The organism is Streptomyces sp. NPDC050448 (genome assembly GCF_040655295.1).
In the GTDB taxonomy this organism is placed as follows: Bacteria; Actinomycetota; Actinomycetes; order Streptomycetales; family Streptomycetaceae; genus Streptomyces.
The window spans coordinates 151,856-173,171 of sequence record NZ_JBFAJR010000003.1; the positions used below are offsets into that span (position 1 = coordinate 151,856).

Here is a 21,316-nt window from a genome sequence, read left to right on the forward strand (position 1 = left end):
CACGCTCACCTACATTGCGGCGCGGAGAATGGGTAACCTCAAGCCTTGACTCAATAAGTTACCGCTTAGTAAGTCCCGCCCGAGGAGCCCTCCCATGCAACTCGCCGCGATCATCGTGTCGCTGGTCCTGACCGTGGTCGGCGTCGCGCTGCTCGCCCGAGCCGTGGCGCAGATCTACCGCTTCGTGAAGCTCGGACAGCCCGTACCGGCAGGCAGCCGTACGGACAACCCGAAGGCACGAACGCTCACCCTGGTCCGGGAGTTCCTCGGCCACAGCCGGATGAACCGCTGGGGCATCGTCGGCTTCGCGCACTGGTTCGTCGCGATCGGCTTCCTGACGCTGCCGCCGACGCTGCTGCAGGCGTACGGCCAGCTGTTCCAGGCCGACTGGGTCCTGCCCATCGTCGGCGACTTCCTGCCGTTCGAGCTGTACATCGAGTTCATCGGCGTCATGACGATCCTCGGCATCGCCGTGCTGATCGCCATCCGCCTGCTGTCGCTGCCCTCCCGGGCGGGCCGCAAGTCGCGCTTCACCGGCTCGAAGGCCTGGCAGGCGTACTTCGTCGAGTACGTGATCCTCACCATCGGCCTCGCGATCCTGTGCCTGCGCGGTCTCGAGGGCGCGATCCACCACGTGGACTCGTACGAGCCGGCGTACTTCGCCTCGTACCCGCTGGTGCTGGCCTTCCAGAACCTCTCGCTCGGCACCCTGCAGAACGCCATCTACTTCACCGCGATGATCAAGATCGGCGTCTCGCTGATCTGGATGATCGTCGTCTCGCTCAACACCAACATGGGTGTGGCCTGGCACCGCTTCCTCGGCTTCCCGAACATCTGGTTCAAGCGCAACGCCGACGGCGCCACCGCGCTCGGCGCGCTCCAGCCGATGACGAGCGGCGGCAAGGAGATCGACTTCGAGGAGCCGGGCGAGGACGACGTCTTCGGCGTCTCCCAGGTCGAGCAGTTCTCCTGGAAGGGCATCCTCGACTTCTCCACCTGCACCGAGTGCGGCCGCTGCCAGTCGCAGTGCCCGGCCTGGAACACGGGCAAGCCGCTCTCCCCGAAGCTGCTCATCATGTCGCTGCGCGACCACGCGCACGCCAAGGCCCCGTACCTGCTCGCCGGCGGCGGCAAGGACATGGAGGGCAACGAGAAGGCTTCGGCGGAGCAGCTGAAGGACGTCCCCGCCGCGGCTCTGGCGGAGGCGGAGCGCCCGCTCATCGGCACGGCCGAGGAGAACGGCGTCATCGACCCGGACGTGCTGTGGTCCTGCACGACGTGTGGCGCGTGCGTGGAGCAGTGCCCGGTCGACATCGAGCACATCGACCACATCGTCGACATGCGCCGCTACCAGGTGATGATCGAGAGCGCCTTCCCGTCCGAGGCGGGCACGATGCTCAAGAACCTGGAGAAGAAGGGCAACCCCTGGGGCCTGGCCAAGAAGCAGCGCGTGGAGTGGACCAAGGAGGTCGACTTCGAGGTCCCGATCGTCGGGAAGGACGCCGAGGACCTCTCCGAGTACGACTACCTGTACTGGGTCGGCTGCGCGGGCGCTCTGGAAGACCGGGCCAAGAAGACCACCAAGGCCTTCGCGGAACTGCTGAACATTGCGGGCGTCAAGTTCGCGATCATGGGCGGCGACGAGAAGTGCACCGGCGACTCCCCGCGCCGCCTGGGCAACGAGCCGCTGTTCCAGCAGCTCGCCCAGGAGAACGTGGCCATGCTGAACATGGCCTTCGGTGAAGACGATGAAGATCCGTCGACCCGGAAGCCGAAGTCGGCGAAGCGGATCGTCTCCACCTGCCCGCACTGCTTCAACACCATCGCGAACGAGTACCCGCAGCTGGGCGGCGAGTACGAGGTCATCCACCACACGCAGCTGCTCCAGCACCTCATCGACGAGGGCCGGCTGACGCCGGTCACCCCGGTCGACGGTCTGATCACCTACCACGACCCTTGCTACCTGGGCCGGCACAACAAGGTCTACACCCCGCCGCGCGAGATCATGTCGGCCGTGCCGGGCCTGCGCCAGCAGGAGATGCACCGCCACAAGGAACGCGGCTTCTGCTGCGGCGCCGGCGGCGCGCGCATGTGGATGGAAGAGCGGATCGGCAAGCGCATCAACAACGAGCGCGTCGACGAAGCCCTGTCCCTGAACCCGGACATCGTCTCCACCGCCTGCCCGTTCTGCCTCGTCATGCTGACCGACTCGGTCAACGGCAAGAAGAACGACGGCCAGGCCAAGGAATCCGTCCAGGTCGTCGACGTGGCCCAGCTCCTGCTGGAGTCGGTGAAGGCACCGGCTCCGACGGAGGCCGAACTGGCCGCCGAGGAGGCGGCTGCGGCCGAGGCGGAGGCGGAGGCGGAGGCCGCAGCAAAGGCGAAGGCGGAGGCGGAAGCCAAGGCCAAGGCGGAGGCCGAGGCCGCCGCAAAGGCCAAGGCGGAAGCGGAAGCCAAGGCGAAGGCGGAAGCCGAAGCGAAGGCGGAAGCGGAAGCCAAGGCCAAGGCGGAAGCCGAAGCGAAGGCCGAGCCGGAGACCGAGGCTGCTGCGAAGGCCGAGGCGGAAGCCGAGGGCGAGGGCGAGGCCAAGGCGGACGCGGACGCTGAAGCCGAGGCCGAGGCCGCCGCCGAGGCGGAAGCTGCGCCCGCTGCCCAGCCCGAGGACGCCGCCGAGGCGGAGCCGGAGGCCGCGAAGGCGACGGAGCCGGAGGCCGAGGCCGAGGACACCGCCGGCGCGGAAGCTGCGCCCGAGGCCGAGCCCGAGGCTGCCGACAAGGCGGACGCGGCCGAGGCGAAGGCCGAGCCGGACGCTGCGGCGGAGCCGGCCAAGGCCGAGGGCGGCAGCGCCAAGTAGTCCGTACGACGCGACGCCGGAACGGCCGGTCCCCCGCTCAGGGGGACCGGCCGTTCCGGCGTTTCGGGGGTCCGCGGGCACAGCCCCGGTTCAGGGAGGCCGACGGGAGCAGCAACCACGCAAACCCGACCATTCACACCCCTCCCCCGTGGTGGGGACAGCACCCCGGGGTTCCCCTAGGGGATGTCACAGGTCAGCCGCAAACGGTGCCTATTCCGGCAGCCCGCCCACCACCGTCCTCGGGACCAGGTACGTTCGATCACGTGGCTGGATTCAGGATCGGACGCGGCAGGGACAACAACCGCGCTCCCCAACAACCCCCGCGGCAGCAGCCGTACGGTCAGCAGCAACCGCAGCAGGCGCCGTACGGCCAGCAGCCCTACCCTCCCCAGCAGCAGTGGCCTCAGCAGCCCGCCGCCGGAGGCCATGGCGAGCCCGAGTACTTCGACCCGTACGGACAGCAGCAGCCGCCTCCCCGGGCGCAGCAGCAGCCCCCGTACGACCACGGAGGCGGCGGCGGCTCGTACGCGAACGACAACCCGGGGCACACCCAGGTCTTCGCGTTCGGCGAGGACCCGTACAGCCAGGGCGCGACCTACCACGCGGGCGCCGCGGCGGCCGCGCCGATGGGCCCGCGGCTGCCGTGGAAGGAGCTGCTCCGCGGCATCGTGATGCGGCCCGGGCCGACCTTCCTGCAGATGCGCGACTACGCCGTCTGGGGCCCGGCGCTGATCGTGACCTTCGTGTACGGCCTGCTCGCGGTCTTCGGCCTCGACGACGCCCGCAAGGACGTCATGAAGGCCACCCTCGCCAATGCCGTCCCGGTCGTCCTCAGCGCGGGCGTGGCCTTCGTCGTCTTCGGCCTGATCCTGGGCGCCGTCACGCACACCCTGGCCCGCCAGCTGGGCGGCGACGGTGCGTGGCAGCCCACCGTGGGCCTGTCGATGCTGGTCATGTCCATCACGGACGCGCCGCGCCTGCTCTTCGCCGTGTTCCTGGGCGGGAACAACATGTTCGTGCAGGTGCTGGGCTGGGCCACCTGGGTGGCGGCCGGCGCCCTGTTCACGTCGCTCGTCAGCAAGTCGCACGACCTGCCCTGGCCGAAGGCGCTGGGCGCGTCCGCGATCCAGCTGGTCGCCGTGCTGTCGCTCATCAAGCTGGGCACGCTGTAGGCAGCCGCCGCCCGAGCAGCGGCACAGGAAGAAGGGCCCCGGCGCACAAGCGCCGGGGCCCTTCTCACAGCCATCCGGATCAGGCGTCGAGAACCTGACCCTCACGCTTCACGACGGGCGGCTCGACCGACCAAGGGAAGTTGATCCACTCGTCGGTCTTCTTCCACACGTACTCGCACTTCACGAGCGAGTGGGACTTCTCGTAGATCACGGCGGACCGGACCTCGGCGACGTGGCCCAGGCAGAAGTCGTGGACGAGTTTCAGGGTCTTCCCGGTGTCGGCCACGTCATCGGCGATGAGGACCTTCTTGTCGGTGAAGTCGATCGCCTCGGGCACGGGCGCCAGCATGACCGGCATCTCCAGAGTAATCCCGTGCAAGACCCAGTCTCGAAGTGTGAGGGTGGGCCCATGACAACGTCTGTTGTTACTGGTCAGCGCGAGAATCCCGGCTCGCTGGTCCTTAACGGGGGTGGGGGCGAGGGCCCTCGCTCTCTAGCTGGTCTGCGTGGTGGCAGGTACGCGCGGAAGAGTGCCTACCGGGGAAAGAGTGGGCGCCGAGGGTTCTCGGTGCGCGAGCAGCTTGCAGGCTCGCAGGACGACGCCGACCGCCTCGGCGTGAACCTCGTCGAGGACTTCGTCGACGACGACCGTTCGGCTTCTCGCTTCCGCGACCGCGAGCGCGAAGAGTTCGAGCGCATGATCGAGTGGGTCGAGCAGGGGAAGCTCGACATCGTTCTCGCGTGGGGGTCCACTCGGCTCCAGCGCGAGCTAGACGTGTATACGCGACTGCGTAACGCGTGTGCGAAGCACGGCGTCTTGTGGTGCTACGGCGGCAAGGTCTACGACCTGTCGAACAAGGACGACCGTTTCCGCACGGGCCTCGACGCTCTGATCGGTGAGCGTGAGGTCGACGAGCTGCGCGACAACGTCAAGCGGACGTTGCGCGCGAACGCTGTCATGGGTCGGCCGCACGGGACCTCTCCGTATGGGTATCGGCGCGTGTACGACGAGAAGACGGGCGCGTTCCTGTGTGAGGAGAAGCACCCCGAGCAGGCGCCCATCGTCAAGGAAATCTGCAAGCGGGTCGCGAACGGCGAGGCGTACAAGGCCATTGCGACCGATCTCATGAAGCGTGGCGTACCGGCGCCGGCGCTGCGCTGGACTAAGGGCATGGTCGTCCGCCTGTCGCGGTTCAAGCCTGCCGTCCCTGCGCACCTGCCGCTGTACGAAGAGGCAGTGGTGCGGCTCGCCCGGGGCGAGGACAGTCTCGCCATTGCGCAGGACTTCAACGAGCGTGACGAGCCGCTGATCGCTGCTGTCTGGCACGGCGCCACGATCAAGGACTACGCGACCGACATCCGGTACACCGGCGCCCGTACGCACCATGGGGCCGTGACGAGTGATGGGGCGTGGCCAAAGATCGTGTCGAAGCGGATCTATCTCAAGTGCCAGTCGGTGATCAAGGCACGGGCCAGCAAGCCGACCAACTCTCGGCCCGGCATGGCGCGGTATCTCCTGTCGGCGATCATGGGCTGCTCTGAGTGCTCGGTTCCCGTTGTCTCCAATCCGACGGATTGGGGGATGAACTACCAGTGCAAGACCCCGGGGGTTGATGGGGCCAGGGGCTATCACGTGAGCGGGAAGCAGGAGCCGATCGACGCGTACGTGCTCGGCGAGCTGTTCGGTTGGTTGTCCTCGCCGAACTTCGTCAAGGCGTACACCGCGGGCGATAAGGAGTTGCAGGAGAAGATCGCCGAGGCCGAGGCCAACGCCGAGATCCTCAGCGCCCGGTTGACCGAGTTCCGCGACAAGGCCATCGCCGGCGAGCTGTCCGCGGACAGCTTCGCCGCGATCGAGGCGGGTCTCGCGCCGAAGATCGCCGAGGCCGAGAAGGTCGCTGCGACGCTGCGTACGCCCGACGTGGTGAAGGATCTTGTCGGCCCGTCGCGCAAGGAGGTCGAGGCCGCATGGAAGCGGCTCACGCTTCCGCAGCAGCGGCTCGTCGTCGACTCCCTGCTCGAAATCAAGCTGCACCCCGTCGGGAAGGGGCGGCACAGCCGCGCGGGGGTGGCGATCAGCTCGTACGTGACTGTGGTCCGCAAGTCGTTGCGGCCGACCGTGACGGAGCAGGAGCAGCTCGCCAAGGTTGCATAAGGGGGCGGACAGTGGAAGGGCCGCGCGGCGGATGCCGTGCGGCCCTCTTCGTTAGCTGCGCCGCCCGGCGCTATCGGCCTCGGGTACGCGTTGGGCGCCTGTTTCGGCGTCCGCGTGGGGGGCGAGGCCGTTCAGGGCTTGCTGGAGGCTTGCCGCACCTGTGGGGGTGATGTGGCGGCCGTCCATGTCGATCGTGAGTCCGTTCTCAGTGGCTCGGACTACGGTGATCGCTCCGGTATCGAGTTGGGTGCGGATGACGCGGATCAAGGTGGTGCCCCCCTCGTGGCATGACGAACCTCGGCTCGAACACTTGCACGAGTCAAGGCGCCCGAACCACCTTACTCATCCCAACACCGCAGGTCACGCGCATACGACAGCACGTGATCATCTAGGAAGACGAGCGGTCCCCCTCGGAAAGTTCCGGCGGAAGCTCACCCGCCGCATAGCGCCGCAGGAGTGCCTCGACCTTCGGCATGTCCTTGCGACCCATGCCGGGAGCGTGCACGACGACGACGGTCGTCTCGTCGTCGCTCATCCCGAACGGGTCGTCGGCGACGAGTCCGCAATATTGCTGTGATGCGGCTATTCGAACGTCGCGCTCGGGCCGGCCTATCGCCGCGGCGACGGCGCCGACGACGCCGGGCGAGAGCATGATCGACTTGTTCGCCGCTATGCGGTGCAGAGTCGTGTAGCCCACCTCGACCCCGGTCGTCGGGTCGATCGCCCGCGCGGCGAGCTTGCGATACGAAAGCCCCGTCTCTTCTCTCGCAGCGCGCAGCAGGTCCCCGAAAGGGGTGCCGTACGGAGCGCGGAAGGGGGTGTCGGTCTCCGACACTCTCTTACTCCTGTTCTTGTTGCATAACTCGAACACTCTCATCTAATCAGCCATCGCCTCGAACTGCACATCGAACTAACTCGTTGACGTGCACTTTTCGGCCGCCTACGGTTGCCGTTGTTCGACATCTGCAACAACCAACCGGGGGCTATGTACCGCTTCACGCCCTTGAGTGTTCGAAATCTGCAACACGCGGAGGGGGAGCCGTGACCGCTGAAGAGACGCCGACCGAGCCGGACGACGACGGGTCGCCGAGTGCCGAGCAGATCGACTTGATCCGCCGAATCCTCGCCCCGCACATCCACCGAGCACGAGCCGAGCAGCAGTCCGCAGCGTGAGGAGAGAGCAGCACGTGAGCACCGTTGAGTTCGTTGGTCCGCCGCCCAAGCAGCGGAACACCAAGCACGCCGTAATCGCCGCCGATCTTCGGGCGCACCCGAACGTGTGGGGCGTGGTCGGCAAGCCGGCCAGCATCACCCGCGCAGCGTCCGCGGCGCAGGCAATCCGTAACGCACGTCTTCCGTCCTACTCACCAGCGGGATCGTTCGAGGCGGTCGCCCGCACGATCACCTCGGGCAACTCGACCGAGCACCGGGTCTACGCCCGGTACGTCGGGGGTGGGCAGTGAGCGGCGCCCCGGCGCCGACACTAGTCACACCCACGGCGGTTGTCGTCGCTGCGCCCGGTCTCGACCGTGAGCAGTGGCTGACCGTGCGCCGCACGGGAGTTGGCGGCTCGGAGGTCGCCGCGATTCTGGGGATGAGCAAGTACATCTCGCCGACCGAGGTCTACCTCGACAAGGTGGGCGAGCTGCCGCTCGACCGCCCCCTCGATCCCGTCCTCGCCGAGGCCGCATTCTGGGGGCACGAGCACGAGCCGACGGTCGCCCGCGCGTTCTCAGCGCGGACCAATCTCGGCGTCGTCGAGGGTCCGGGGACGCTCGCACACGTCGAGCGTCGTTGGATGCTGGCGAACGTCGACCGGTACGTGCTCGCCGAGGGTGACTCGTCGCCGTCGAGCCTGCTGGAGATCAAGACTCGCTCGGCCTATCAGCTCGACGAGTGGCTGCTCGGCGTGCCGGACGGTCCGGCACTCCAGACGCATTGGTACCTCGCCGTCACCGGGTACGAGCACGCGCACGTCGCTGCGCTGCTCGGCGGTAACCGGCTGCTGATTCACCGCGTCGAGCGCGACGAGACCCTCGTCGAGCACCTCATCGAGATCGTTGGCCAATTTTGGCAGGGCGTGCTCGATCGCGTCCCGCCGCCGATCGACGGTTCGGAGGCGACCGAGTCCCTGCTCGATCACCTCTACTCGGTCACGGCCGGCCGCGTGGCCGTCGCCGACCCTGCCGAGGTGCTGCCGCTGCTGGAGCGCCGCCGCGAACTCAAGGCGCGCGAAGAGCGCACCGCCGACGAGCTGCGCGAGATCGACAACCGGCTGAAAGCCACCGCGGGCGAGGCCGAGGTCGTCAAGACGCAGGGGGCCGTCGCGTTCACGTGGAAGCAGAACGGGCCGCTCTCACAGAAACGATTCACCGCCGCGCACCCGGACCTCGCGCAGCAGTACACGCACCGCGTCGACGCGCTCGATACCGCGCGCCTCGCCGCCGAGCGCCCCGACGAGTTCCGGGCGCACCGCGCCCGACGCCTCGTCGTCCCGAAAGAGAGCACCGCAGCATGACCAGCAATCTCGCCGACCGCGTCGCCACCCGAGGCGCGCAGACCCGTACGCCCGCCGTCCCCGCCACCCGAGCCGCGCAACCGACCGCCACGCTCGTGCAGTTCGTGCAGCAGATGCGACCCGAGATCGAGCGCGCGCTGCCCGCGCACATGGGCGGCGCCGACCGTATCGCCCGGATCGCGCTTACCGAGCTGCGCAGGGTCGAGCACCTCGCCGAGTGCAGCCGCGAGTCGTTCGCCGGCGCCCTGATGACCTGCTCGGCCCTCGGGCTGGAGCCGGGCGGCGTGTCCGGCGAGGCGTACCTGCTGCCGTTCTGGAACAAGAAGATCCGCGGGTACGAGGTACAGCTCGTCATCGGGTACCAGGGCATGATCAAGCTGTTTTGGCAACATCCGCTCGCCGCCGGCCTCGACACCGGCACCGTGCACGAGGGCGACGAGTTCGAGTACGAGTACGGACTCGACCCCAAGCTGCGGCACGTCCCGGCGCGCGGCTCGGCGAGGGGTCCGGCGACGCACTACTACGCCGTTGCCCGACTGGCCAATGGGGGAAGCGCGTTCGTGGTGCTCGACGTCGACGACGTCGAGGCGATCCGCAAGCGGAGCAAGGCGAAGGATTTCGGTCCGTGGTCCACGGACTACGACGCGATGGCCTGCAAGACCGCCGTACGGCAGTTGTTCAAGCTGCTGCCCAAGTCGGCCGAGCTTGCCCGCGCCGTGGCCCATGACGGGACCGTGCGGCGCGATGCGACCCCGGAAGGGCTCGACGTGCCCGGGGAGTACATCGAGGGCGAGATCGTCGAGCAGCCGTCCGTACAGGGCGGCGAGCAGCCGGCGGTCGAGGACGTGCCCTCGCAGTTCGCCGGATGGCCCGAGGCCGCAGAGCCGGCCGCGCAGTGACCCCGGGGCCGGCCATCGACTACCGGTGCCGGCACTGGAGCGGGGCGGGGCGCCGTTACTGCGGCGCCCCGGGCGCCCGCCGCTATCTGCCCGGTTTCCGCTGCCCGTTGCACACCCCGGCCGCCATCGCCGGCCGGCCCGAGCCGGGCACCCCACCCCCCGCAGATCAGGAAGGAGTCACCCGCCGTGGCGTGGTTCAAGATCGACGACAGCTCGCACATGCACCCGAAGATCGTCAAGGCGGGTAACGCCGCCCTCGGTCTGTGGGTGAGGGCGGGCGCCTACTCCGCGCAGCACCTCACCGAGGGCACCGTGCCCGCCGTGGTCGCCCGCCAGTACGGGACCGCCCCGCAGGTCCGCAAGCTCGTCTCGGTCGGTCTGTGGCACGAGCACGGGCACAGCTGCCCGCGCTGCCCGCAGCCCCCCGTCGGCGACTTCATGGTGCACGACTTTTTCGAGGGCGGAAGGAACTCGACCCGGGCGCAGGTCGAGGCCAACCGGGCCGCCGCCGCGGAGCGCAAGGCGAAGAGCCGCACGCGAAACGAGGCACGGATCGGCGGCGAATCGGCCGCGGATCGTGCGCGAAACGAGCGCGGATCGGCAACGAATCAGACCCGAAACGCACCCCCGTTTCAGCGCGAATCCGCAGGTCAAGAGGGGGTGTCACAGCGTGACGCCGTCGATAGCGTCACAGGCTCCCAAGCCAGCACCAAGCCTTACCCCTCTACTTCCTTCGGAAGTAGAGGTGAACAAGCTAGCTCCGAAGGTCCTCGGATCGCCGAGCCTGTACGGCCCCTCGTCGACGCCATGAGCGCCGCGGGAATGGTCGTCTCCTGGGAACTCTCCTCGGCCGAGTGGCTGCTGCTGCACGCCCTGATCGAGCGGTGCGGCGTACAGGTCCTCGTCGATCACGCCGGCGGTGCCTGGCAGGCCGCCCGCACTCGCCCGCGCTCCGCCCGCTACTTCGTCTCGGGTTGGCGCTCCCTGCCCACCCCGCCCCCGCGCGCCCCCGGGGCCGGTCCGAACGTCGTACCGCTCAATCCCGGGGCCGCCCGCCCCTCGACCACCGATCAGCGGGTGCGCGCCGGCCTCGACCTCGCCGCCCAACTCCGAGAACAGGAGAACGCCCAATGACACCCGCAGACGCTGCCGAAGTCCTCGCCCTGTGCGCCGCGTTCGACCTGCGCACCATCGGCGAGGCGGACGCCCGAGCATGGGCCTACGCCCTGCGCGACGTCCCCCTCGACGACGACACCCGTCGCGCCGTCGCCGACCACTACGGCGTGACCGAGAAGCGGGCAACCCCCGCGGACGTGCGCAGGATTCGCGCCCGTATCCGCGAGGCCCGGATCGGCGCCGCCCACCCGGTCTACAACGGCAACCCGGCCGAGACCGGAGCGCAGTTCACCGAGCGCCGGCGCGCGCAGCTCGCCGCCGCGGCCGACGGACACCTGCCCCCGCGCTCGATCACGCAGGCACTCGACGCCGCCCCGCCGGCCGCCGTCCTCGCCCTGACCGCCGGGGTTGGCCGGTCCGTCGACGACGAGCCGCGCCCGTACATCACGCCCGAGCAGCGGTCCGCCGTCCGCGCGACCCTGCCCAACCAACGGGCCGCAATGCCCGCCCTCGCCGTCGCCTGCCCTGTCGAGACCTGCCGAGCAGCCCCTCGCCGCCTCTGCAAGCGCGGCGCAGGGATCGAGCTGCGGATCACCGTTCACGGCCGCCGCCGCGACGCGCACGCCGTCCAGTTCGCCACCTGCCCCGAGTGCGGCGCCGGCCCCGGCCAGCACTGCAACGCGCCCGAGCCCCACCCCGCCCGCATCCGAGCGACATCGGTCGAGGACGACGAGGCCGAGCAGCACCGCATCGCCCGCCTCATGTCCGCCCCGCCCGTCCCGCGAGAGAACCGCGCCCGCCACACCGCCGGAGGAATGCGCCCATGACCCCGCCCGCCGCCCGCGCCTCGATCGCCGCCCACCTGACCGACACGCTCGACGTGCACCCCCACCTCGCCACACTCACCGCCGCATCCCTGCTCGACCGCCTCGCCATCGACGGATGGGAGATCAACAGCAACCACCACGCGCGACCGGTCGCGCCTCGCGCGCGGGAACCGCGCGCTCGGCGCTCCCTCGTCCGGCTGTTCCGCCGTGCCCGTACGGACGGAGAGAGAACCGCATGACCTCGGCCCTGCTCGCCCTCGTCGCCGCGCTCGCCCTCGCCCTTGTCGCCGCCCTCGTCGGCGCCGTGCGGCTCGACGGCCGCCTCGACCGCGAGGCGCGCACCCTCGCCTCACTGCCTTGCCCGCCCTGCTGCACCGCCTGCTCGTCGGCCGCCCGCCGAGCCTCGAACGGAGACACGCCCGCATGACGCTGCACGCCCGTACCCGTACCGACTCCCGCCGCGGCCGAGTCCTCGTTCGTGAACTCACCCGGGAGGCGCGCCGCGAGCGGTTCCTGCTGCTGCTCGCCCGCGCCGACCGGGGCGTGCTCACCCCGGAGGACTGCGCGGCCCTGCGCGCCGACGTCGAGGCCGAGATCGCCGAGAGCGACACCCACCGCCGCAGCGCCGGCGGACAGCAGGCAGCAGCGATGCGCCTGCACACCCGGATCGAGGCCGCCGAGCAGGCCCTCGTCGAGACCGAGGCCGACCGCGACCGCGCGCTCGCCGAGGCCGAGGCCCTGCGCGAGCAGCACGTCGTCACCGAGGGGGACCGATGAACCACACACGTGCCACAGATCAGACCGTCGCCGCCCTGCGCCTCGTGCGCGACAAGTGGGGCGCCCTGCTCGCCGCCGTCGAGGCCCCGCCCACCGCGGCCGACTGGCCGCCGAGGGAGACGACCGCGTTCCTCGACAAGGTCGCCGAGGGGCCCCTGCTCGTCGAGGACCGGGAGCCGTACGCCCTGCGCGCGCACCCCGCGCCGCTGAACCTGACCGCCCACGATGCCGTGGTCGCCGTCGAGACTGCACTGTTCGACCTCGCCGACACCTGCGCCGCCGTGGCGCAGGAACGCACTCCCCTCGACGAGCTGCACCGCTGGAACTACCGCACGCAGCACGGGCCCGGATCGCGGGCGCAGGGCGCTCACTGGGCAAGCGTGTACGTCGAGGGGCGCGTGCTCGGCGAGCAGACCGACGGGCCCGACCCGCTGTTCGGTCCCCTGCCTGAGTGGGCGCTGCACGAGGCGCACCGCGTCGCGCGGCAGTGCGCCGACCGCGTACTGCGCACCCTCCGCCACGACGAACGGGGAGCGGCCGGCCGGTACCCGTGCCCGTGGTGCGCGGCCCCGCTCACCCTGTATTCCGCCTCGGGGGACGTGCAGCGCATCACGTGCTCGGGCGGTCCGGAGTGCTCGGCGCCGGCCCGCCTCGACCTCGACGGACACCGGGTGTGGGAGCGGTCCGACATGGGCCCCCTGCTCGCCCGATTCGCCGCCTCGATGGAGTCGGGAGACATCGTCACCGAACAGGCTTGCGCCGTTATCAGTTCGTGACCTAATGTTGGGGGCGTCTCCGGCGTGCCCGGAAACCCCCCGATCCCGTACGCCCCGCCGCGCCCCCCTGCGGCGGGGCGTACGCATGTCTTATTCCTTCACCGCTCGCAGAGCTGACACGGCATGATCAACTCATGGCAGCTTCATCATGGTTGGCCCTGGCGACAGCAGGGACAGGAGTGGTCGGAACACTCGGCGGCGCCTACCTCGGCGGTTGGCTTACCAACTCGCGCGAGCGTTCCCAGTGGAGTCGTGAGCAGGACCAACGCGGACGGGAGCAACGCGAGGCGAGATACGGCGACTTCCTGTCTCTGGCGGAAGAACTGCGCGGCCTGTTGGAACGCTTCTGGGAGGCCCCCGGCCCGGTTCCGGATGAACTGTCTACGGAACTTAACGCGAAGCTCGGGGACCTGCGGAAGCAAGTGGGCCGCATTCAAGTAACTGAGTCCGACGCTCTGTGCCACATCGCTTACGACGTTCTCTCGTCAGCCGCGGCGGCGCACGACATCGCGATCGACGCCCACGCCGCTCCCGCGCCCTCGATCATCACGACCAACGCATTCCAAAGTGCCTTGCGCGACCTCCGTCGCGTGTGCACCGAGTTCCGCGAACGGGCACGCTCAGCGCTCGGTACAGCGCCATAGGGGGTGACCGCTCTGCCTGGACCGATCAACCACCTTGACCGCGAGCAGGTGCGCCGCCTCCACTCCGAGGGCAAGAGCCGCAACGAGATCGCCCGACTCACCGGGCGCAGCGCGGCGACCGTAAGCAAGATCGCAAAGGCCGAGGGGCTCACCTTCGCAGGGGGCGCCCGCGTCGCCGCCGCGACCGAGGCCCGACGAGCAGATGCTGCCGCACGCCGCGAGCAGCTCGCCGACGAGGCCCTCGACGGCGCCCTCGGGCAAGTCGCCCGCACGGCGGGCGCAGAGTCGGCCCGCGATGCCCGCGACCATGCCACGGCCGCCCGCGCCCTCACCGAAGTGCACGCCCGCGTCGCCGAGCTCGCCCGCCACAGCAGCAACGGGAGCAGCGGCGGCTCGATGCTCGACCGCCTCGCCGACGCCCTGCTCGGGCCGCCGGCCGGGGGTGATCACGAGGGGGTGTAGTGACCACCCTTGCCCCGCTCTCCCCGAAACAGGTCGCCTCAATCCGGGGCGCCACCCGCCGTATCAACATCTGGCACGGCAGCGTCAGGTCAGGAAAGACGATCGCCTCGCTCGTCTGCTTCCTGCTCATGATCCGCCGCGCCCCCGCCTCGGGCCTGATCGTCATCTGCGGCCGGTCTCTCCAGACGATCGAGCGGAACTGTCTCGACGTCCTCGCCGACCCAACGCTGTTCGGCGACGTCGCGGCCGAGGTCCACCACACCCGCGGCGCCACAACCGCCGTAATCCTGGGGCGCGTCGTTCACCTCGTCGGCGCCTCGGACGCGCGCGCCGAGGGACGCCTGCGCGGCATGACCGCCTCGCTCGCCTACTGCGACGAGGTCACGCTGCTGCCCGCCGCGTTCTTCCGGCAGCTCCTCGCCCGCCTCTCCGCCCCCGGCGCGAAGCTGATCGGGACCACGAACCCCGACTCGCCCCGGCATTGGCTGCGGACCGACTACCTCGACCGCGCCGGCGACCTCGACCTCGCCGCCTTTCACTTCCGCCTCGCCGACAACCCCTCGTTGAGCGAGGCGTACGTCGCCGCGCTCGCCGCCGAGTTCACCGGCCTTTGGCGCCGGCGCATGATCCTCGGCGAGTGGGTCGTCGCTGAGGGTGCGATCTACGACGCGTACGACGAGCAGCAGCACGTCGTCGACGAGCTGCCCCCGATGCGCCGCTACTGGGTCGGCATCGACTACGGCACGGCGAACCCTTTCGCCTCACTGCTGCTCGGCCTCGGCGACGACGACCGGCTGTACGTGGTGAACGAGTGGCGCCACGACTCCCGCGCCGCACACCGCCAGATGACCGACGCGCAGTACAGCCGCGCCGTCCGCGACTGGCTCGCCGAACTGGACGTCGTCCCTGAGTGGACGTTCATCGACCCGAGCGCCGCCTCGTACTCCAATCAGCTTTGGGCCGACGGGCACCCCGGCGTCACCCGCGCGGTGAACGACGTCATCGACGGAATTCGCAGCGTGTCGAACGCCCTCGATGCCGGCCTGCTGCGCATCCATCGCTCGTGCGAGGGGCTGCTCGGCGAGCTGCCCAACTACGTGTGGTCAGAAGAGGCCGCCGCCCGCGGTGAAGACAAGCCGGTGAAGAAAGACGATCACAGCGTCGACGCCCTGCGCTACGTGATCCATTCGACGGCGCACGAGTGGCGTCCCCTGCTCACGCACGCCGCATAACCCAACCCGACCACGGCCCCCGCCGCCGAGTCGGCGCGGGGGCTTTGCCATGCCCAAGGGGGGCCGCCATGCGCGCCGACTGGACCGACCGATTCCTCGCCCGCGTCACCGACACCCCGGCCGGCTGCTGGCAGTGGACCGGCTACCTCATGCCCAACGGGTACGCCCGCATCGCCGTTGGCGGCGAGCGCCAGTACGCGCACCGCGCCTCGTACGAGGCGCTCGTCGCCCCGATACCCGCCGGTCTCGTGATCGACCACCTGTGCCGCAACCGCGGGTGCGTCAACCCCGCCCACCTGGAACCGGTGACGCAGAGGGTCAACGTACTGAGGGGCGAGTCGCACGTCGCCGCCCGCGCCCGACAGACCGAGTGCATCCACGGCCATCCGTTCGACGAGGCCAACACCTACCGGGCGGCCGGCAACGGCACCCGTAAGTGCCGCACGTGCCGCACGGCCGCGCGCGCCCGCGCCCGCACGCGCGCTCGGAGCAGGACGGGGGTGGACTGTGCCGCTGCCTGACACCAACGCCCCGTGGCCCCCGCCGCACCTCGCCGCCACCCTCGCCGAGATCCGCGTCGACGACGCTTGGTACTCGGGCGACCCCGCGAAGCTGACCGCCGTCTACGGCAACAGCCCGACACGCAAGGACGGCACCTCGCGCCTGTGGGGGCGCCGCCGGACACCGACGCCCGGCAAGCGCGACGCTCGCCTGCACATCCCGCTCGCCGGCGACATCGCCACCGCGAGCGCGGATCTCCTCTTTTCCGAGCCGCCCACGTTCACCGTGACGGACCGCCCGACGCAGGACCGGCTCGACGAACTGACCGACGCCGACGGCATCGCGAACACCCTGCTCGAATCCGCCGAGGTCGCCGCCGCCCTCGGCGGCGTGTACCTGCGGATCACCTGGGATCACTCGCTCGTCGACCGGCCGCTGCTCACCACCGTGCACCCGGACAGTGCGGTACCCGAGTTCTCGTTCGGCATCCTGCGCGCCGTCACCTTCTGGCACGAGCTTGCCTCGGACGGCGCGACCGTGCTCCGCCACCTCGAACGGCACGAGCGCGGGCGCATCCTGCACGCCCTCTACCAGGGCACACCCGACAACCTCGGCCGGCGCGTCCCGCTGACCGAGCATCCCGCGGTCGCCCCGCTCGCCGACGCCCTCGGCCCCGACGGCGAGTCGATCGAAACCGGCATCGAGCGGTTGACCGCCGCCTACGTCCGCAACATCGGCCCCAACAGGAAGCACCGCGGCTCGGACTTCGGACGCTCCGACTACGCCGCCCCGCTGTACGACCTGCTCGACGCCCTCGATACGACATGGACGAGTTGGATTCGCGACATCCGCCTCGCCCGCGCCCGCCTGATCATCCCCGACGCCTACCTGCGCGACCACGGCCCCGGCCGCGGCGCCTCGTTCGACGACGACCGGGAAATCTGGCAGCTCCTGAACATCCCGCCCACCGAACAGGGCGGCATCACCCTGAGTCAGTTCGCGATCCGGGTCGAGGAACACGAGAGGAGCGCCGAGGCCGCGACCCGGCAAGCCGTCCGGTCCGCCGGCTACGCCGCGCAGACCTTCGGCATCGACGACCAGGGGGCCGCGATTACCGCGACCGAGGTCAAGGCCAAGGAGCGCCGGAGCCTCACCACCCGAGGCAAGAAGATCCGGTATTGGTCACCGCCCCTCGGCGAGATGCTGCACGTCATGCTGCTGCTCGACCGGATCATGTTCAGTCGGGGCATCGTGCCCGAGCGTCCCCGGATCGCGTTCGGCGGAACCGTGAGCGAGGACCCGGCTGCCCTCGCGCAGACCCTTTCCCTGTACCAGCAGGCGCAGGCCGTCAGCGTCGATACCAAGGTTCGGATGATCCACCCTGAGTGGGACGAGGACGCGGTGCAAGCCGAGGTCGGCCGCATCCTCACCGAGACCGGGCAGGCCGTGCCCGACCCGATGCAGGCCGGCGCTCTCCCCTAATCATGCTGCTCACACGTTCTCGTAATTGAGCTCGTCTCGCCCACGATCCATCATGGCGTGATACAGGCCCTTATCGGGAGGGCTCCATTTATGCTCTTCACTAACGGCTTTAGCAGTCTCCACCATTGCATCAACGTAGGCGTTCACCGCATCGCGCAGCTCTTTACCGGAGACCAATTCAAGCTTGATTTTCGATTGAGTTAGACGTGCGGTAGCCGTTGCCGTTTCCGCTCGAAAGGACCGTATCGGCTCGTTGTTTTTGACTCGATCCCACAGATCGTTTTCCATTTGCCAGTAAGCGTCTGCCGCATCCATGAACCCGTCAATGGCCGCGAGCTTTTCGCGACGCTTCCCCGAACGAGTACTAGCCCGCTCCTCCTCTTGCTTGAGTGCAAGTTGAGCACTCGCAGCGCTCTCGGCTGTGGACTTGGTTGCCCGGTAGCTAAGAATTCCCGCGCCAACAGTACCGAGCAGCGTGGCCAATATGCCCGCAAGGGCGAGCCAAAAAGTGGCATTGAAAGTTGAATCAGCAGCTAGATTCACGGCGTTAGCGAACATCGCAAGCGCCCCTTTTCGCTCACCGAGAGTTCCCCTCTTCCATTAGCCCTCGCTGTCCCCTGAGCGGCAAGTTGGCAGGGTACTAACGGCCGCTTCTCGGCTGATCACGGGAGGGGGCGCTCGTGCCGATCCACCCGGGAATGGTCGAGGATCTCTCGGTCGGCGTCCGCGACCTCTACGCGGACGCCGAGCAGCGGCTGCTCGGCATCGTGGCCCGTCAGTTGGCCGACGGGTTCGAGGCCCCGGGGTGGGCGACCAACAAGCTCAGGGACATTCAGGCGCTGCGGCGCGGCGCGCAGGGTGTCGTCGATGCCCTCGCCGAGGCCACGCGGTTGGACGTGTTCGACGCCGTCGCCGAGGCGTACAACGTCGGCGCCCGGTCCGGGCTCGCCGAACTCGGGGCGCTGCACGACAACGACCTGCGCCGGATTGCCGAGACGACGCCGAACACGCGCGCCGTCGATCGGCTCGCCGCCGAGACCGTCGAGCTCGTCACGGCCACGCACCGCGGGATTCTCCGCGGCGTCGAGGACAACTATCGGCAGGTGATCGCCGAGGTGTCGGCGACTCCCCTGCTCGGCGTCGACACCCGCAGGCAGGCCACCCAATCCGCGATGGAACGGTTTGCCGATCGGGGGCTGCGGACGTTCGTCGACCGTGGCGGGCGCGCGTGGCAGATGACTTCCTATGCGGAGATGGCGGTACGGACCGCGACCGGACGGGCCGCGGTCGAGGCGCACGGCGACAAGCTGCGCGCCGCGGGCCTCGACCTCGTGATCGTCAGCAACGCGCCGCACGAGTGCCCAATCTGCAAGCCGTTCGAGGGCAAGGTGTTGAGCCTCGACGGACCGGGCGGCGCCCGTACGGTCGAGGTCGAGCACGCCGTCGAGGACGGGCGCACCGTCCTCGTAGAGATCGCGGGCAGCATCGACGAGGCGCGGCAGCGCGGTTTCCAGCACCCCAATTGCAGGCACAGCCTGTCGGCATTCCTCCCCGGGGTGACCCGGGCCCCCGTCGAGCACTCCGAAGACCCCGACGGGTACGAGGCCACGCAGCGGCAGCGCGCGATCGAGCGCGGGATTCGGCGTTGGAAGAACCGCGCCGCCGCAGCCACGACCCCCGAGGCTCGGCGGGTGGCCGAGGCCAAGGTGCGGCAGTGGCAGGGCAACCAGCGCGCCCACCTCGCCGATCACCCCGAGCTCATCCGGCGTCGCGAGCGCGAGCAGCCCGGGGCCGGCAACCTGCCGAGCACGGCGCCGCGTCCGCCGCAGGACGCGTTCGAGGCCGCGCGCGTCCGCTCTGGCGACGAGCGCACCCTGCCGGAGATGACCGACGAGCAGCTCGGCGCCGCGATCCGGCCCGGGGTGCTCGATCAGCGAGACCTCGACCGCATCCGCGGCGAGGCCGAGCGCCGCGACGAGCAGGTGCTGCTCGACCGCATCCGGCCGCAGGGCCGGCTCGTCGAGAACCTCTCGCAGTTCTCCGACGACGAGCTCGCCGCCGTCGCCCTCCACCTCGGCGACGACGACATGCTGCGGATCATGGGCGAGATGGACCGGCGCGACATCGACGCCGCCATGCCCGGTATCCGCCGCGACCTCGTCGGCATGGCCGAACGCGACCTCGCCGCCCGCGCCCGCAACGTTCCAGAGGACCGGGCGGCGATCGGCGCTGAAATTCACCGCAGAGCCGCGCTCGAGAATTTGTTACCGGCCGGTAGGCTCGCCGCCGACCTGTCCGCACTCGGCGACGACCTGCTCGTGTGGGGCGTGCGCTACGCCTCCCCCGAGGACGCCGCCCGGATCGCCGCCGAGATCGACCGCCGGTACCCCACCGCGCCGCCGCCCGCCCCCGCGGGCGCACGAGTCGCCGACACCCTCGCCACCCGGGCCGCCCTCGACGAGGCCATGCAGCCCGTACGCCTCGACGACCCGCCGCCGGCCGACCCCGACGAGTGGGGCGCCTACGGACGCGACCTCGAAAAGGGCCCCGACGGGACCGAGCACATGTCCGCCGTCGAACGGTGGGCGTACGAGCGGGAACTCGAAGCACGCGCGGCTCGCGAGGCGTACAGCCGCAAGGAGATCCGGGAGATGTACCGCGAGCACGTCTATTTGCAGGTGCTCGCCGCCGAGGACTACACCAACGGATTCATGCTGAACCGTCGGGCGCGCGCCGCCGGCGTCGACCCGTTCTCTCTGTTCAGCGGCCCCGCACACGTCGCCTACGCGAGGGCGAGTGAGGACCTGATCCGCTTCTGGGAAGAGGTCTCGCCGCGGGTCACGCTGACCGAGTTCACCGAGCAAGTGACCGGCGCCCGGACCGCCGCAGGAGATACCGCACGCGCCGCCCGCGAGGACCAACGCAACAAGTTCTAGGGGGTGATCGCTTGGGGTTCCGCGAGGACGCCGTGCGCGCCCGCGAGTCCGGCGCCGCCGCCGCGGTCGCCGGCCGCCCGGCGACCGAGTGCCCACACCGCGGCGACGAGCCGCTGCTGCGCGCCGCATGGGTGCGCGGGTACGTCGCCGCCGAGCAGCAGCTCGACCCACCCGAGCCGTAGCCGCTCCCCCCTCTATAGGGCCGCCGATCCGGCGGCTCTTCCTTCATGCCCGCACGAGCCCCGGAGGGCCGACCCACCATGCCCGAGAACATCCTCGACGGCACCCTGCCCACCCACCCCCGCACGGGCGAGCACGCCCTCGGCTTCCGCCGCGACGGCCGCCCGATCTGGCCCATCAAGGGCGGCTCGGGCGAGGGCGGCGACCCGGGCACCGCGCCCGCCGCGGACCCGGCCACCGCCCCGAACACCGACCCCGCCGCCCTGCCGGCCGCGAATCCCGCCGCCGAGCAGCAGCTCGCCGAGGCAACGACCCGAGCCGAGCAGGCCGCGGCCGAGCGCGACGATCTACGCGCCGCCCTTGACGCCGTGACCCGCGCGCTCAACCCCAACGGGGGCGAGGCCGAGCAGGACCCGACCAAGCTCGCCGCCGCTGTCGCCGAACGCGACCGGCTGCTCGCCGAGCACGCCGGCGAACTGCGCTCGGCCCGCGTCGAACTCGCCGTCGCCCGCGCCGCCGCCGACCAGGGCGCCCGCGGCGACCGCCTGCTGAACTCCCGCAGCTTCCTTGCCTCGGTCGCCGACCTCGATCCGACCGCGGCCGAGTTCGACACCAAGCTCGCCGCCGCAATCACCACGGCAGTCACGGCCGACCCCGACCTCTACCGCGCCGCACCCGCAGGGCCGCCCCGCGGCGGCGCCGAGTTCCACGGTGCCCCGGGCGGCGAGCGCCGCGCCGCCACGCTGCACGACGCCGTCGCCGCCCGCATGAGCGGCGCCTAACCC

The 21,316-nt window shown here is 70.1% G+C and carries 22 protein-coding genes and 2 pseudogenes; 21 read left to right on the forward strand and 3 right to left on the reverse strand.

Features of this window, described 5'->3' with window-relative positions:
- Nucleotides 1-94 precede the first annotated feature (94 nt).
- Both AB0I68_RS05590 and AB0I68_RS05595 read left to right on the forward strand, forming a co-directional pair.
- Nucleotides 95-2,296 (forward strand): annotated as a pseudogene (locus tag AB0I68_RS05590) ((Fe-S)-binding protein); the annotation flags it as partial.
- Nucleotides 2,297-3,117: 821 nt separating this feature from the next.
- A complete protein-coding gene (locus tag AB0I68_RS05595; RefSeq protein WP_363175893.1) occupies nucleotides 3,118-4,026 on the forward strand; it encodes a Yip1 family protein in 909 nt (302 codons plus the stop codon).
- Nucleotides 4,027-4,105: 79 nt separating this feature from the next.
- Here the strand turns inward: AB0I68_RS05595 and AB0I68_RS05600 are convergent.
- Nucleotides 4,106-4,393, reverse strand: a pseudogene (locus tag AB0I68_RS05600) (phosphoribosyltransferase family protein); the annotation flags it as partial.
- 42 nt (nucleotides 4,394-4,435) lie between these two features.
- Here AB0I68_RS05600 and AB0I68_RS05605 point away from each other — a divergent pair.
- Nucleotides 4,436-6,181 carry a recombinase family protein gene (locus AB0I68_RS05605; protein WP_363175894.1) on the forward strand — a complete coding sequence of 582 codons (1,746 nt, stop codon included), beginning with the start codon at nucleotides 4,436-4,438 and terminating at the stop codon, nucleotides 6,179-6,181.
- Between the two features lie 388 nt (nucleotides 6,182-6,569).
- Here AB0I68_RS05605 and AB0I68_RS05610 read toward each other — a convergent pair whose 3' ends face one another.
- Nucleotides 6,570-7,016, reverse strand: a complete 447-nt coding sequence (locus AB0I68_RS05610; protein ID WP_033214554.1) for a helix-turn-helix transcriptional regulator — start codon at nucleotides 7,014-7,016, stop codon at nucleotides 6,570-6,572.
- A 206-nt stretch (nucleotides 7,017-7,222) separates the two neighbouring features.
- On the opposite strand from AB0I68_RS05610, the gene AB0I68_RS05615 reads away from it, so the two are divergent.
- The 15 genes from AB0I68_RS05615 (at nucleotide 7,223) to AB0I68_RS05685 (ending at nucleotide 17,415) form a co-directional block, all read left to right on the forward strand.
- Nucleotides 7,223-7,354: a hypothetical protein gene (locus AB0I68_RS05615; RefSeq protein WP_363175895.1), complete on the forward strand. Its 132-nt coding sequence runs from the start codon at nucleotides 7,223-7,225 to the stop codon at nucleotides 7,352-7,354.
- 14 nt (nucleotides 7,355-7,368) lie between these two features.
- Entirely contained in the window at nucleotides 7,369-7,644 is a 276-nt protein-coding gene (locus AB0I68_RS05620) for a hypothetical protein (protein ID WP_363175896.1), read from the forward strand.
- A complete protein-coding gene (locus AB0I68_RS05625) occupies nucleotides 7,641-8,699 on the forward strand; it encodes a lambda-exonuclease family protein (protein WP_363175897.1) in 1,059 nt (352 codons plus the stop codon). The genes AB0I68_RS05620 and AB0I68_RS05625 overlap by 4 nt, the downstream gene beginning before the upstream one ends.
- Nucleotides 8,696-9,598, forward strand: coding sequence for a recombinase RecT (locus AB0I68_RS05630; protein WP_363175898.1), 903 nt, complete (start codon nucleotides 8,696-8,698; stop codon nucleotides 9,596-9,598). Before AB0I68_RS05625 ends, AB0I68_RS05630 begins: the two co-directional genes overlap by 4 nt.
- A 186-nt stretch (nucleotides 9,599-9,784) precedes the next feature.
- Nucleotides 9,785-10,732, forward strand: a complete 948-nt coding sequence (locus AB0I68_RS05635) for a mucin-2 (protein WP_363175899.1) — start codon at nucleotides 9,785-9,787, stop codon at nucleotides 10,730-10,732.
- Complete coding sequence (locus AB0I68_RS05640; RefSeq protein ID WP_363175900.1) at nucleotides 10,729-11,541, forward strand: hypothetical protein; 813 nt, start codon at nucleotides 10,729-10,731, stop codon at nucleotides 11,539-11,541. Before AB0I68_RS05635 ends, AB0I68_RS05640 begins: the two co-directional genes overlap by 4 nt.
- The gene (locus tag AB0I68_RS05645) at nucleotides 11,538-11,780 is read left to right on the forward strand and encodes a hypothetical protein (protein ID WP_363175901.1); all 243 of its coding nucleotides are present in this window, start codon (nucleotides 11,538-11,540) and stop codon (nucleotides 11,778-11,780) included. The genes AB0I68_RS05640 and AB0I68_RS05645 overlap by 4 nt, the downstream gene beginning before the upstream one ends.
- Nucleotides 11,777-11,968, forward strand: a complete 192-nt coding sequence (locus AB0I68_RS05650; RefSeq protein WP_363175902.1) for a hypothetical protein — start codon at nucleotides 11,777-11,779, stop codon at nucleotides 11,966-11,968. Before AB0I68_RS05645 ends, AB0I68_RS05650 begins: the two co-directional genes overlap by 4 nt.
- Nucleotides 11,965-12,318, forward strand: coding sequence for a hypothetical protein (locus AB0I68_RS05655; protein ID WP_363175903.1), 354 nt, complete (start codon nucleotides 11,965-11,967; stop codon nucleotides 12,316-12,318). The genes AB0I68_RS05650 and AB0I68_RS05655 overlap by 4 nt, the downstream gene beginning before the upstream one ends.
- Entirely contained in the window at nucleotides 12,315-13,094 is a 780-nt protein-coding gene (locus AB0I68_RS05660) for a hypothetical protein (protein WP_363175904.1), read from the forward strand. Before AB0I68_RS05655 ends, AB0I68_RS05660 begins: the two co-directional genes overlap by 4 nt.
- 134 nt (nucleotides 13,095-13,228) lie before the next feature.
- Entirely contained in the window at nucleotides 13,229-13,738 is a 510-nt protein-coding gene (locus tag AB0I68_RS05665; protein ID WP_363175905.1) for a hypothetical protein, read from the forward strand.
- A 3-nt stretch (nucleotides 13,739-13,741) separates the two neighbouring features.
- Nucleotides 13,742-14,200, forward strand: coding sequence for a helix-turn-helix domain-containing protein (locus AB0I68_RS05670; RefSeq protein ID WP_363175906.1), 459 nt, complete (start codon nucleotides 13,742-13,744; stop codon nucleotides 14,198-14,200).
- Complete coding sequence (locus AB0I68_RS05675; RefSeq protein WP_363175907.1) at nucleotides 14,200-15,432, forward strand: PBSX family phage terminase large subunit; 1,233 nt, start codon at nucleotides 14,200-14,202, stop codon at nucleotides 15,430-15,432. The genes AB0I68_RS05670 and AB0I68_RS05675 overlap by 1 nt, the downstream gene beginning before the upstream one ends.
- Before the next feature lie 68 nt (nucleotides 15,433-15,500).
- On the forward strand, nucleotides 15,501-15,953 hold the full coding sequence (locus AB0I68_RS05680; protein WP_363175908.1) for an HNH endonuclease signature motif containing protein: 453 nt from the start codon (nucleotides 15,501-15,503) through the stop codon (nucleotides 15,951-15,953).
- Complete coding sequence (locus AB0I68_RS05685) at nucleotides 15,940-17,415, forward strand: phage portal protein (RefSeq protein WP_363175909.1); 1,476 nt, start codon at nucleotides 15,940-15,942, stop codon at nucleotides 17,413-17,415. The genes AB0I68_RS05680 and AB0I68_RS05685 overlap by 14 nt, the downstream gene beginning before the upstream one ends.
- Nucleotides 17,416-17,424: 9 nt before the next feature.
- On the opposite strand, the gene AB0I68_RS05690 is transcribed toward AB0I68_RS05685, so the two are convergent.
- Nucleotides 17,425-17,973, reverse strand: a complete 549-nt coding sequence (locus AB0I68_RS05690) for a hypothetical protein (RefSeq protein ID WP_363175910.1) — start codon at nucleotides 17,971-17,973, stop codon at nucleotides 17,425-17,427.
- A 122-nt stretch (nucleotides 17,974-18,095) separates the two neighbouring features.
- On the opposite strand from AB0I68_RS05690, the gene AB0I68_RS05695 reads away from it, so the two are divergent.
- The 3 genes from AB0I68_RS05695 (at nucleotide 18,096) to AB0I68_RS05705 (ending at nucleotide 21,313) form a co-directional block, all read left to right on the forward strand.
- On the forward strand, nucleotides 18,096-20,351 hold the full coding sequence (locus AB0I68_RS05695; protein WP_363175911.1) for a phage minor capsid protein: 2,256 nt from the start codon (nucleotides 18,096-18,098) through the stop codon (nucleotides 20,349-20,351).
- An 11-nt stretch (nucleotides 20,352-20,362) separates the two neighbouring features.
- A complete protein-coding gene (locus AB0I68_RS05700; RefSeq protein WP_363175912.1) occupies nucleotides 20,363-20,533 on the forward strand; it encodes an Rmf/CrpP fold protein in 171 nt (56 codons plus the stop codon).
- Nucleotides 20,534-20,611: 78 nt separating this feature from the next.
- A complete protein-coding gene (locus tag AB0I68_RS05705; RefSeq protein WP_363175913.1) occupies nucleotides 20,612-21,313 on the forward strand; it encodes a hypothetical protein in 702 nt (233 codons plus the stop codon).
- The last annotated feature ends 3 nt before the right edge of the window (nucleotides 21,314-21,316 follow it).